The sequence below is a fragment of the Streptomyces sp. NPDC049687 genome, from assembly GCF_044465285.1.
Classification (GTDB): Bacteria; Actinomycetota; Actinomycetes; order Streptomycetales; family Streptomycetaceae; genus Streptomyces.
This window is the reverse complement of sequence record NZ_JBITLN010000002.1, coordinates 383,030-395,123: the sequence shown is the minus strand read 5'-3', so window position 1 is coordinate 395,123 and position 12,094 is coordinate 383,030. Positions and strand designations below refer to the sequence as shown.

The following is a 12,094-nucleotide window of genomic DNA, read 5'->3' as shown; positions in this document are numbered from 1 at the left end:
CCAGCCAGATGATGTCAGAACCGTCTGGATCTGCCTACGCAGTCATGTCTACGCAGTCATGTCTACGCAGTCATAAGGTTGTCGTCAAGAGTCCGGAACGCATCCGTAACACAAGCCCGGGTGACGCCGGGGCGAGGGAAGGTTCACGGTCGGGGGTGCGGCCTCGCGCGACGCCGCGTTTCGGGCCCACCCGGATGAGACTGTGCGAGGCGCCCGCGGGAACTGGAGACTGCGACTGACCACCGACCAACCCCTCCGCACCGTCGCCACGACCTGGTGACCGAGACTCCTGGGAGGCAGACATGACGGTGAGCGGACTCGGCCTCGTCGTGCACGGCGGACGCGCGGAGGCCGTGGAGGCGGCTCATGTGGTCCGTGCGTGGTGCGAAGAGCACGCGGTGCGGTGCACGGACATCGACGTGTGGCATGACGGCGGGCGACGCACCGCAGGTGAGGAGGTCGGGGCCGCGGGCGACCCCGACCTCATCGTCACCCTGGGCGGAGACGGCACCTTCCTGCGAGGCGCCCGGCTGGCCGCGGAGAACGACGCCCTGGTCCTGGGCGTCGATCTGGGGCGGGTGGGCTTCCTGACGGAGGTGTCGGCCTCCGGAGTGCGCTCGGCCCTGGACGCGGTGCGCGAGGACCGGCTCAGGATCGACACGCGCATGCTGCTCGCCCTGCGGGCCTCCCGCCGCCTGGAGATACCGGCGAACATGGAGGAATGGGTGCGGTACGGCCGCGGCCCCCTTCTGCCGCCGCCCCGGGTACGCCCCGACTGCGAGGTCGACGACGAGTGGGGCATCCCCCTGGACGTCACCGCGCTCAACGACGTCGTCCTGGAGAAGCTGGCGAGGGACCGGCAGGTGTCGGTCGGCGTGTACATCTCCGGGCGGCTCCTGGCGTCCTACTCCGCCGACGCGCTGCTGGTGGCCACCCCGACCGGCTCGACCGCCTACAGCTTCGCCGCCGGCGGACCCGTCGTCTCGCCCCGTGCGGAGGCGCTCGTCTTCACGCCGGTCGCCCCGCACATGGCGTTCGACCGGTCGGTCGTCACGGCCCCCGACGAGCCCGTCGGACTGCGCGTCCTCGAACGGTCGGGACCGGCCGCGGTCAGCATCGACGGCCAGGTGCGGGGCGTTCTCGACCCGGGGGACTGGATCGGCGTGTACGCCGCCCCGCGTCGCCTACGGGCCGTCCGGCTGGGCCCGATGGACTTCTACGGCCGTCTGCGCGAGCGGATGAACCTGACCGACGCCCCGGCCGCGGTCGCCGACGGATCGCCCGCGCCCCTGTGGTCGGTGACGACCCCTCCGCCCGGAGACCTCGCACATCTGGCGCTGCTGACGGTGCCCGAGGGGCCCTCCCCCCTTCTGTGAGCACTCACGGCTGCCGGTGAATCGCGCCGAGGCCGTCGCGCACTCGGTGCGTGAAACTCCTGTGCGCCGGCTCGCACACCTCTGCGATCATCCCCGAATGGCGCACAGTTTCGCATCGCTGGTCATCCGGCACACCCACCGCCTTCCCTCTCCCGAGGGCTCCGCCGGTGAAGGAGCCACCGCCGCTCGGCAGTTCGACGCGGCGCTGACATCCGTGGGCTTCAAGCTCTCGGCGGAGCTGCTGGAGCGGCTGTCGGGGCTGTCCGAGGAAGCGGTCGTGCACACTGCCAGGCGGACGCTGCGCACCGTGAGCGAGATGGTGGGCGACCACGTCCGGCACAACGCGTACTTCATCGACTTTCCGGCGAACGTACCGGACACCGAAGAGTTCTGGATGCGGTGTGTGACGAAGGCGCTCGGCGACGACAAGTCGCGCGAGAGCGTGCTGACGCAGCTGGCACACGGGGTGCTGGACCTGCTCGGCCTGCCCGCGTACGGCCGCTACCAGCACACCTACGAGGAGATGCTCGCGGCCCAGGACGAGCTGATCGCCTCGGCGGGCGACCGGGTGACCGTCCTGCACCTCGGGCGGGACCTGGACGACGAACTCACGGACCTGTACCTGGCCTTGGCGGGCAGCACGACACCACTGGGCGAGGACCACCTGCGCGACCTCAAGACCCTCGCCGAGCGGTGCGCGCCCGGCCCCCAGCCGGAGTCGATCCCGGTCCGGGAGAACCGGGCGGTCGTCAACGAGGCCCGTCTCGCCGTCGGCGCGGACCTCCTCCTGGACACCGTCACCGATGTGCTGCGGCTGGCCTGCGCACTGTCGGGCGGCGACGTGACGATGCAGGAGCCGACCCGGTTCCGGGCCCTCTCGCGGCCGGCCCGCCGTGCGCTGCTCGCGGGTCTGGACGCCGTGGTCGCGGCGAACCCCGCCAAGCTGGCCGATGTCCACGCGTACCGTGAGCCTTTCAAGCGTCTCGGTGAGCGTCTCCATCCGCACGAGTACCCGCGCTGGCCGCACGCCGCCGACGTGTTCGCCGTGGCGCGGGGCGAGAAGGAGGCACGGTCCTTCGACAGCCGTGTCGAGAAGCTGCTCGGCGAGTCCGACGTCCTCGGTGCGGTGCGACTGCTGACGTCCGCTCCCGGCAAACTGTTCCGCACCCTGGACCTCCTGCTGCGCACCGCCGCCGACCAGGGGGAGCGGGACGCGGTGGTGGCCGCCGCGGTGCGCGTCGCTCCCGAGGTCTCCGGCCGGGTCGTGCTGTCGGTCCGCGAGCACTTCCAGAACCGGGAGCGGGAGACCGCCGCGCCCCGCATCTTCGTCAACCGCAGGGGCCGCGCCTGGGTCGCCCCCGACGTCCGGCCGCCCGTCCCCGCCGCCGACCGCGGTCGCCTGATCGCCGTCCTCGACGCCGAAATGCGCCGCAGGCTCCCGTCGCCGGGCCGGCTGCTGCTCGACCCCGACGTCCTCGGCGTGGCGCTCCCGCTCAGCGGCAGGGCGACCGCGGCCGGGCTCGGCGTACTGCCACGAGGTTCGGTCTCGGCGGTCGACGGCGAACAGCTGCGCTTCTTCGTGTACTGGAAGGAGTCCCGGAACCGGACCGACTACGACCTCTCGGCGCTGCTCCTCCACGCCGACTACAGCACCGACTCCTGGCTCTCCTACACATCCCTCACGGCTGTCGGGGGCAAGCACTCGGGCGATGTCACCGAGGCGCCCGACGGGGCCTCGGAATTCATCGACCTGTCCCTGGACCGGGTGCGCAGCCCGTTCATCGTTCCGCAGGTCAACATCTACGCCGGTGAGAGCTTCGAGGAGGTCGAGGAGTCGTTCTTCGGTTTCATGCTGCGCGGCGGTGAGCAGAAGGGCCGGCCGTTCGAGCCGCGCACCGTGCGGATGAAGTCGGACCTTCGCGGTGTGGGGCGAGTGGCGCTGCCGCTGGTGTTCCGGCGCGAGGACGACGGCCGGTGGGGCGCGAAGTGGCTGCACCTGTATCTGAAGGGCATCTCGTCGGCCAACCGGGTCGAGGAGAACCAGGTGTCGGTGTCCAAGGTGGTGCGCGCCCTCGTGGAGCGCGAGTATCTGACGGTCCGGTACCTGATCGACCGGATGTCCGACGACACCACGGCCGTGGATCTGTGGGACGGCGATCCGGTCCCGGACGAGCCCGTGATGTACATCGGACTCGAACGTCCCGAGGGACTGCACCCGGACTCCCGGGTCATCACCCTCGGGAATCTGCGCGAGTTGATCCCCGGCTGAGTGCTGAAGGCCGTCCCGTGACTGAGCGCCGCCCCACGCCCCGGGGCGAGTGCGAGCGACAGGGCGTCGAGGTGGTCGCCGACCGCGCGCTCACCTCGGCGCACGCGCCGGTGCAGCGGAGAAGGGCCCGGCCACAGCTCGGTTGCTCTCCCACGCACATCCCATCGCTCTCACGTCACCCGACCAGTCCCACAAGTGCCGTGCGCCGTGCGACACAGCAGCGGCCCGCACGGCCGTTTCTCTCGTCAACATGCGGATTCCTACCGGCAATTGAGCAACGAAGTCCCCCTGCTACGGTGGCCCGATGGCATTGGTCAAGCAGTTCCAGGTCACCTTCGACTGCGCTGAACCCGAGCGCGTCGCTCGTTTCTGGTGCGAGGTGTTGGGGTACGTCGCACCTCCGCCACCGGAGGGGTTTGCCACTTGGGACGATTTCGATCGCTCGCTGCCGCCTGACGAACGGGGTTCATGGTTCGCGTGCAGTGATCCCACAGGTGTGGGCCCGCGGCTGTACTTCCAGCGAGTTCCCGAAGGGAAGGTCGCAAAGAACCGGCTGCATCTCGACGTACGGGTCGCCACCGGACTGGTGGGTGAAGAGCGCCTGGCCACGCTCGAGGCCGAATGCGCGCGACTGGTCGCGCTCGGCGCGGTACGGGTGCGACTGCTGCCTGCCGATGACGACAACGAGTCGTGCCTCGTGATGCAGGACGTCGAGGGCAACGAGTTCTGTCTCGACTGAGCATCCCCGAGACGGCGGGGTGGGGAGCCGGGAAAACCCGCAAGACCTGGTCCCGAGCAGACTGTTAGCATTGCCTGTGGCGAGGCCATGAAGGGGCTTCCTTCTCCTCTGCCGTGAAAGCGGCTTCAACGCGATGAGTCCCTTCGCTCTCCTCGCCCTCGACATCGCTCCGGGCGGTGCCCGCGCTCACCGCGCGAGCGCCGCCCGAGCGGTTTTCAGGGGGCGTTCCGTGCACGTCACGGCCGAAGAGCACGGCGTGCACCGTCAGCGTGCCGCGCCGGATGGGTCGCCCGCGCACCCTGTTCCTGGTCCTCGCCGGCCGGCCCGTCGATGCCGGACGCGCCCTGGCCTGGGGGCTGGTGGACCGGGTTGAGGGATGATCCGTGACAGACGCGCGGTTTCACCGCCCAGCCAGAACCCGGTGGACGGGCCTGGTGCGTCAGCCACCGCCGTCCAGGTCCGCCCGGCGGCGGAGTACTCGTAGCTCGGGGCCCTGGAAGCACATCTCGTACAGCTTGCCCCGGGCATGGTCGAAGGGGCGGTGGAGAACCATCATCAGCCGGCCGTCGAAGGCACGGAACAGCATGCCGTGACCGCTGTCGTCGCGGACCAGGGGGCGGCGCTGTTCCCAAGGTCCGGTGACGTCACCGGACGTGGCGACGGCGCAGGTCTGGACGTATCCGCCGCCGATGCTCCCGTCCGGGCCGGCCGTGTTCTTCTCGTACGTGGACCACAGCATCAGCAGGGAGCCGTCGGGGGCGCGGTGGAGTTGGGGGCCGTCGGTGATGTAGGGCGGGAGTTGGTGGGGGGTGCCGGCGGGGAGTTGCTCGGTGAGCCAGGGGGCGTCGGAGGCCTTGAAGAGGAGGACCGGGGCGCCGGTCGTGCCGGACAGGTCAGGGGTCAGACGGACGGCCTCCATGGTGCCGTCGATCGTCTGGAGCCACTCGTGCGCGTAGACCAGCCACGGCTGCCCGGAGTCGTCCACGTGGAGCGTGCCGTCCAGGGCCATCAGGTGCTCGGGGGTGGTGGGGCGTGAGGGGGTCAGGACGGTGAAGGGACCCAGGAGGGAATCGGATACGGCGATGACCGTGCCCCGCGTGTGGTTCCGCATGGGGAACGGCGTCCCCCAGGGGCCCGGCGGCGCCACCGGAAGCGGCTTCGACTCGTCGTGGAGGGTGGTGAACAGGTGGTAGCGGCCCGCCCATTCGTGCACCTCCGGTGCCCACGCGCCGTCCTTGGCCCAGAGGCCCTTCTGCCCGGCGGTCAGGAAGACCACGGTGGGGCGCGTCCAGTCGCGCAGGTCTCGGCTGCGGTAGACCATCGTGCCCGCCCCGTCCACGCCCGAGACGGAGGCGTCGTTGGACGTGTAGAGGTGGTACATACCGGACTTCGCGTCGGGCACGATGAACGGATCGTGCAGCGGCATGTCGGGAAGCCGCATCGGTTCGGTCTCAGCCACGGCCGAAGACTACGTGGACCTTGTGCGTCGCTCAGCTCATCGGCGGGGACGGAAAGGAGCTGATGACGTACAGGGCCTCGTCGTCGATGGCGTGAGCCGCGTCTGATCGGTCAGGTGCCGCACGGTGCCGTCGCTCCGGTCGTCCTCGGCGCGTTTGTGCAGGTCAGCGACGTGTTATCCGACATGACAACGGTCACCGATGCAGCCTTTGGTGATTCGCGTCAGTGTGCGCTTCACTGCGAGCAGGGCATCCATCGAGAGGGGGAAGGCGTCGGCATGAGCGATCACGGCCATGACCACGAGGCTGGTCCGGGGCACGCGCACGGCGTTGGACACGACCACGGGGCGGGCGGACACGCCGGCCACTCCCACGGCGTCTCGGCGGACGCCGACCGCCGCTGGCTGGCCATCGCCCTCACCCTCATCACCGCGTTCATGGCGGTCGAGGTCGTCATCGGCGTCATCGCCAGTTCACTGGCCCTGATCTCCGACGCGGCACACATGCTCACCGACGCCGCCTCCATCGTCCTCGCGCTGATCGCGATGCGGCTGGCGGCCCGCCCCGCCAAGGGCGGCTACACCTACGGCCTCAAACGCGCCGAGATCCTCTCCGCGCAGGCCAACGGCCTGACCCTGCTGCTGCTGGGCGCCTGGCTGGCGTACGAGGCCGTCCGCCGCCTGATCTCCCCGCCGGAGGTCGAGGGCGGCCTGATGCTGGCCACCGCGCTCGCCGGTATCGCCGTGAACGTGGCCGCGACCTGGTGCATCTCCAGGGCCAACCGCACCTCCCTCAACGTGGAGGGCGCCTACCAGCACATCCTCAACGATCTGTTCGCCTTCGTCGGCACCGCCATCGCCGCCCTGATCGTCGTCCTGACCGGCTTCGCCCGCGCCGACGCCATCGCCACCCTCGTGGTCGTCGGCCTGATGGTGAAGGCCGGATACGGGCTGCTGCGCGAGTCCGGCCGCATCTTCCTGGAGGCGGCCCCGTCGCACGTCGACCCCGACGCCCTCGGTGACAAGCTCGTGGCCGAACCGACCGTCGTAGAGGTCCACGACCTGCACGTCTGGCAGATCACCTCCGGCCAGACCGCTCTCTCCGCCCACATCCTGGTCGAGCCGGGGGGCGACTGCCACGCCGTCCGCCGCGGTCTCGAAGAACTCCTGCGCCACGACTACGGCATCACCCACACCACCCTCCAGGTCGACCACGCCCCCCTCCCGGTGCTGCAGGTCGCTCTCCCCGGCGACCGCGAGCTGCTGCCCACCGAGGACGCGGGGCACTGCGAGGAGGCGCACGGGCCGGTCCACAGGGGCGAGCCGCACGAGCACTGAGCGGACGGACGGGCGATGGCCGCATGACGTCGCCGCCCTCGGACGTGCGGTCTCAACCCCTCCGGTGCCCGGCGGAGCGTCGGCGCCGGCGGGCCAGGCAGCCGACCGCCATCCCCAGGGCACCCATGGTCAGGCCCACCCCCAGAGGTTGTGCGAAGTCGGCCGGATCCGTGCTCCCGCCCACGCCGCCCTCGACGCCGCGGGTCGGAGCCGGGGACGTCGTCGAGCTGATGGCGGTGCGGTGGGGCAGTACCTCACACGCGACGCCGTCGTCCGGCCCCCGGTCCTCGTCCAGCCGGTTCGGATCACCGGGATCGCGGTTCAGTTCCGCCTGAGCGTCCTCCTGAAAGACGAAGTCGCCGCAGTCCAGATCGGATTGGGCGTGTGCGACGCCCGCGACTGGTCCGGCGGTGAGGACCACCGTCACGGCGGCGGCGAATCCGGCACGTATTCGCATGAGCCGTTCCTTTCGAAGCGACGGCACCGGGCCGTCACCGCGAGCCTAGGAACACCGCCGCTGCCCGGCCCTGTTCTGTTACGCCGTACGAGGCACGGTCTCCGCGGGCCCGCTCGTCAGCCGGTGGCGGTGACGGGCTCCCATTCCGCCTCGGGGTCCAGTGGCAGTTCCGGCCGCTCCCGTTTGAATGCCTCGGCCTGCTGCTCGACCTTCGGCAGGACGTGGTCGGGCGCACCGAATCCGCGGAACAGGGTCGCGCAGTACTCACGGGCCAGGAAGGACGCGTCCCACTGCCCCTCCGGATCGACCCACTGATAGGTGTGGTTGTGCAGGTTCAGGAACTGCAGGGTGGCCAGCCGCGGCGGCATCGCGCGGAAGGTGCTCCGGCCCACGGCCTCCTCGAGCAGCCCGGAGATCAACTGCTCGAAGTCGGATCGCTGGCCCAGCAGGGCTTTCAGCTCCGCACCGCTCAGACTGCGGTAGTCGTGCTCGTAGACCCAGATGTGGTCGAGCCTGCGGAAGATGATCGTCAGCAGCGATTCCGACAGCAGGCGCAGCCGCAGCAGAGGATCCGTGTCGAGCTCGGCGATCTGCCGCGCCCGGGACAGCAGCGGCCCCATCACGCGCGCCTGGATCTCGACGAGGAGATTCTCCTTGGAGCCGATGTAGTAGTACAGGGCACCCTTGGCGAGCCCGACCGCCCGGCCCAGGTCGTTGATGGACGTCGCCGCGTATCCCTGCCGGGCGAACAGCTCCGCCGCGACATCGATGATCTTCTGTCGTCTGACCTCGAAGCCCGGTCCATGGCCCGGCGGTCGTGGCATCGGTTCTCTCCCCGCTTGATGTGACGAAGTATCGACCAAGGCCGCCCATCGGGACCACGTCGGACGGCTTGGCGCACATCCGGGGGAAGTGGATTCCGGGGCAGCACTTGGTTTGCTGGACCAAACGGTACGTTAAAAGATGGCGTCCATGGATCTCCGGGTGGGCCGGAAAACCGGCGCAGACGGGCACTCGTCCTGTGACGCGGGTCTCGGGTGAGGAGGGGCGCATGACCCCCCGTAGGTATTGCCACCGGTGCCGGTAGCGGGACGGGAGAGGCATGCGCGAGGCGCCTCGCCGACATGGTGGACGTGCTGTTGCTCGCCGACCGCAACGACGCGGCCGTGGCCGCGCTCGCCAAGGACTTGTCCGGCTCCGGCACGAGGGCCGTCGCCGAGCCGCTCGGCGTGGACGTCACCCGCCCGGAGGACCTGGCGGGCCTGGCCGGGCGGGTCGGTGAACTGGGCACCCTGCGGGCCGTCGCCCACGCGCAGAGCGTGGAGCCGGAGGACGCCGACTGGCGCGCGATCATCGAGGTGGACCTCGTGGGATCCGTACGGCTCGCCGAGGCGCTCCGCCCGCTGGCCACCGTCGGCACGGCCTTCGTGTACTGCGCGTCGGTGTCCCCGCTGATCGCTCACATCGATCCCGACCCGGCGGTCGCGGCCGTCCTGGACGACCCGGCGGAGGAGGGGTTCCTCGACCGCATCCCACACGCGATCAGCCCGGCCCTCGAGGACCCCGCGTGGGCGTACCCGTGGGCCACCTACGGCGTGCACCGCTTCGCCCGGGCCGAGGCGGTGCGGCTCGGCCCGGTGGGCGCACGCGCGTGCTCCCTGTCGCCCGGCGCGATCGACACCCCCAGACCCGGATGGAGGCGGCGCGCAACGAGTCGGTGCGGCAGCTCATCCGCCGCACGCCTCTGGGCCGCGCCGGTCGTTACGAGGAGGCCGCCGCCGTCGCCGCGTTCCTGCTGTCGGAGGAGGCGAGCTATGTGAACGGGGTCGACATCGTCGTCGACGGTGGCTTGTGCGCCGCGGTGCAGGACGAGTGACACCGCAGGCCGCAAGGCCACGACGGTGACGGCGACGGACGATCCGGCCCGACGCCCCCGCCGCTGACTTGCCCCCCGGCTACCCGGTTCCTCCCGGACCGGTCGCCGGGGGAGGCGTGAGCAGGCCGGCGACGATGTCGTTGAGCGGGCCGAGGAGGTCGTCGGACGTCGCCCCTCCCAAGGGCTGCAGGCCCACGGCGGAGCGCAGGACGGCGACGCCGACGCCCAGGGCCACCAGGAGCTGCGCCCTCAGGAGCTCTTCGTCCTCCGGCGCCGACCGGCCCCCCGAGGCAGCGAGCACCTGTCGGCTGAAGTCCTCGAGAGCGTGGCGGCGCAGGTCGTCCACCTGCTCGTCGCCGGAGTCCCGCAACAGCATCAGCACGGGATGCTCGCCGAACTCCGCCCATGCCCCGGCCGCCAACTGGCGGCTGAGGGCCTCGGCCAGGGCGGCGGGGTCGCCGGGGAACCCCCCTTCCCCTCCCAGGAAGCGGGGCGCCGTCGCCAGTGCCGCTTTGAACAGGCCCTCTTTGGAGCCGAAGTACCGTTTGATGAGTGCCAGGTTGACCCCCGCGTCGGCGGCGACGTCCCGCAGCGTCGTGCGGTCGTACCCCAGGCGGGTGAACCGGCCGCGGGCGGCCCCGAGCAGCGCCTGACGAGTCGCCGCCGCGTCCCGCCGCCGTCGACCGTCGGCGGGCCGGGAGCCGGGCGGGGAATCGGTTCGGCCGGGCGTGTCCGGCACGTCCTCCGGCGGCACGCCGGCTCCTGTCGTCGTCACCACCTCGGACCCCTTCCGCGCACGGCCCGGCCGCAGGGCCGGTAAGCCCCTTAAGTAATCACTCGTTGACATCGTTCCGGGGCGTGGTTACGTTACCAAGTAATCACTTGATGACTTATGCTCCGGCGTGGAAGGAACGATGACGGTGTCCCAGGAAGCGCTTCTCGTCATGGATGTCCAGCAGGCAGTCGTGGACCGCTACCCCGACCCCGACTACCTGCCGCGCCTGCGCAAGGCGATCGACGCCGGCCGGGCGGCCGGCATCCCCGTGATCCACGTGGTCGTCGGGTTCCGCCCCGGTTACCCCGAAGTCAGTGCCCGCAACAAGATGTTCGGACGGCTGGCGAGCGCACCGGCGGCCCCGGCCGGCGACGACCGGATGACGCGGATCCATCCGGACGTGGCTCCCGAACCCGGCGACATCGTCGTCACCAAGCGACGTGTCAGCGCCTTCGCCGGCAGCGATCTCGACATGGTGCTGCGGGCCGGCGGCATCGATCGCCTCGTCCTCACCGGCATCGCCACGAGCGGTGTCGTGCTGTCCACCCTGCGCCAGGCGGCCGACCTGGACTTCGGCCTCACCGTGCTGTCCGACGGATGCCTCGACGCCGACCCGGAAGTGCACCGGGTTCTCACGGAGAAGGTGTTCCCCCAACAGGCGGACGTCACGACCGCGGCCGACTGGGCAGCGGGGGCCACGGCGTCCCGCGGCGCCCGCCCGGACGGGGTCCCGCTCAGTGAGATGCCCGCGCCCTGAAGAGCCTGCCTGGCCGCTGTCCCACCCACTCGTCGAGGCGGCCGCGGCGAGCAGTCCTGCCGAGGTGGCCGACCGGCCGGCCGAGGCCGTACGACGACAGGGGGAGGCCGAGGTGGGGATCCTCACCGGCCGACCGGCCGGGGCGGCGAGATCGCGGACGTCTTCACAGGGTGCGTCCCGGCACCCGGCGGCCGCTGGTCGTCGGCGAGTCCGGGGCGGGCGGGACCCGCTGCCGGTCCGGCTGGTGCCGGCGCTGGTCGAACGACGGGCGGCCGTGGAGCCGGTGCCCCACTGTTCTGCGGGTAGGGGCCGTTCACCAGTTCCGGCACATCGAGCCGCGGCGCACGAGCCCGCCGCCGATCCCTGCCGCCTGCTACGCGTGCCGGTGCCCCTGAGGCGTGTCGAACGCCGCCCAGGCACGGTCCCATTGCGCTCTCCGGTGTACGTCCAGACGCAGTCGGACCATCCACCAGGTGCCCAGCACCAGCATGCTCGCGCCCACGGCCGAGGCCGCTCCCAGGGCGACACCGTGCGACCTGGCCTGGGCCGGGGTGGGCGGCGCCGGCTGGAGGCGGCCGGTGTCGTCCAGCCACACCGTGGTGTGCGACCCGGCTTTGCCGCCTACCGCAACCGAGGCCGTCGCGGACGCGGAAGCGCCGCTGGACGACGTCCACCGCACGGTCGCCCGTGCCCGGTTGCCGCCCATCATCCCGAACCGGGACGGGGGTGCGGTGGCGTCCTCGAGGAGTTCCGCGGTGACGCGGTGCAGTCCTCGGGCCTGGTCGAGCGCCGAGCGCTCGGCCACGCCGGCCGCCGTCACACCCACCACCGGTGCCGTGAGCAGCACCACCGCCGCCGCCAGCGCGCCGATCCATGCCTCGAGGACGTCGGAGCGGCGCTTGAGGGGATTGTGCCGCCACCGCCATAGCCACACCCTTCTCTTCCGTTTCGGCATGTGTCCGCTCCTCCGCGCACCTCTGTGACGGTCCATGCCACTACGGTCCCTGACCCGCGATCGTTGCGGGCAGGGGTCATGGGGTCGCCACGGTGA

At 71.0% G+C, this 12,094-nt stretch carries 11 protein-coding genes and 1 pseudogene; 7 read left to right on the top strand and 5 right to left on the bottom strand.

The features are described from left to right. Nucleotides 1–302 precede the first annotated feature (302 nt). The 3 genes from ACIBVL_RS06835 to ACIBVL_RS06825 all read left to right on the top strand — a co-directional run bounded on the left by ACIBVL_RS06835 (nt 303) and on the right by ACIBVL_RS06825 (nt 4,384). Nucleotides 303–1,376, top strand: coding sequence for an NAD(+)/NADH kinase (locus ACIBVL_RS06835; RefSeq protein ID WP_399092984.1), 1,074 nt, complete (start codon nt 303–305; stop codon nt 1,374–1,376). A 97-nt stretch (nt 1,377–1,473) separates the two neighbouring features. Further along, the gene (locus ACIBVL_RS06830; protein WP_399092981.1) at nt 1,474–3,645 is read left to right on the top strand and encodes a hypothetical protein; all 2,172 of its coding nucleotides are present in this window, start codon (nt 1,474–1,476) and stop codon (nt 3,643–3,645) included. 304 nt (nt 3,646–3,949) lie between these two features. Next, nucleotides 3,950–4,384 carry a VOC family protein gene (locus ACIBVL_RS06825; RefSeq protein WP_399092978.1) on the top strand — a complete coding sequence of 145 codons (435 nt, stop codon included), beginning with the start codon at nt 3,950–3,952 and terminating at the stop codon, nt 4,382–4,384. A 439-nt stretch (nt 4,385–4,823) separates the two neighbouring features. On the opposite strand, the gene ACIBVL_RS06820 is transcribed toward ACIBVL_RS06825, so the two are convergent. Next, on the bottom strand, nt 4,824–5,825 hold the full coding sequence (locus ACIBVL_RS06820; RefSeq protein ID WP_399094794.1) for a glycoside hydrolase family 43 protein: 1,002 nt from the start codon (nt 5,823–5,825) through the stop codon (nt 4,824–4,826). Between the two features lie 294 nt (nt 5,826–6,119). Between ACIBVL_RS06820 and ACIBVL_RS06815 the strand changes: the two genes are divergently transcribed. After that, on the top strand, nt 6,120–7,178 hold the full coding sequence (locus tag ACIBVL_RS06815; RefSeq protein ID WP_399092975.1) for a cation diffusion facilitator family transporter: 1,059 nt from the start codon (nt 6,120–6,122) through the stop codon (nt 7,176–7,178). A 52-nt stretch (nt 7,179–7,230) separates the two neighbouring features. Here the strand turns inward: ACIBVL_RS06815 and ACIBVL_RS06810 are convergent, their stop codons facing one another. Together ACIBVL_RS06810 and ACIBVL_RS06805 are read right to left on the bottom strand one after the other, a co-directional pair. Then, a complete protein-coding gene (locus ACIBVL_RS06810) occupies nt 7,231–7,635 on the bottom strand; it encodes a hypothetical protein (RefSeq protein WP_399092972.1) in 405 nt (134 codons plus the stop codon). A 116-nt stretch (nt 7,636–7,751) separates the two neighbouring features. Beyond that, nucleotides 7,752–8,459, bottom strand: a complete 708-nt coding sequence (locus ACIBVL_RS06805; RefSeq protein ID WP_399092969.1) for a TetR/AcrR family transcriptional regulator — start codon at nt 8,457–8,459, stop codon at nt 7,752–7,754. A gap of 300 nt (nt 8,460–8,759) precedes the next feature. On the opposite strand from ACIBVL_RS06805, the pseudogene ACIBVL_RS06800 reads away from it, so the two are divergent. Both ACIBVL_RS06800 and ACIBVL_RS06795 read left to right on the top strand, forming a co-directional pair. Continuing rightward, a pseudogene (locus ACIBVL_RS06800) lies at nt 8,760–9,023 on the top strand (short-chain dehydrogenase); the annotation flags it as partial. Nucleotides 9,024–9,328: 305 nt separating this feature from the next. Then, entirely contained in the window at nt 9,329–9,511 is a 183-nt protein-coding gene (locus ACIBVL_RS06795; RefSeq protein ID WP_399092966.1) for an SDR family oxidoreductase, read from the top strand. A 79-nt stretch (nt 9,512–9,590) separates the two neighbouring features. Here the strand turns inward: ACIBVL_RS06795 and ACIBVL_RS06790 are convergent, their stop codons facing one another. Beyond that, a complete protein-coding gene (locus ACIBVL_RS06790) occupies nt 9,591–10,286 on the bottom strand; it encodes a TetR/AcrR family transcriptional regulator (protein WP_399092963.1) in 696 nt (231 codons plus the stop codon). A 145-nt stretch (nt 10,287–10,431) separates the two neighbouring features. Between ACIBVL_RS06790 and ACIBVL_RS06785 the strand changes: the two genes are divergently transcribed. Continuing rightward, nucleotides 10,432–11,043: a cysteine hydrolase family protein gene (locus ACIBVL_RS06785; RefSeq protein WP_399092960.1), complete on the top strand. Its 612-nt coding sequence runs from the start codon at nt 10,432–10,434 to the stop codon at nt 11,041–11,043. 373 nt (nt 11,044–11,416) lie between these two features. On the opposite strand, the gene ACIBVL_RS06780 is transcribed toward ACIBVL_RS06785, so the two are convergent. Beyond that, a complete protein-coding gene (locus ACIBVL_RS06780) occupies nt 11,417–11,998 on the bottom strand; it encodes a hypothetical protein (RefSeq protein WP_399092957.1) in 582 nt (193 codons plus the stop codon). Nucleotides 11,999–12,094: the final 96 nt, after the last annotated feature.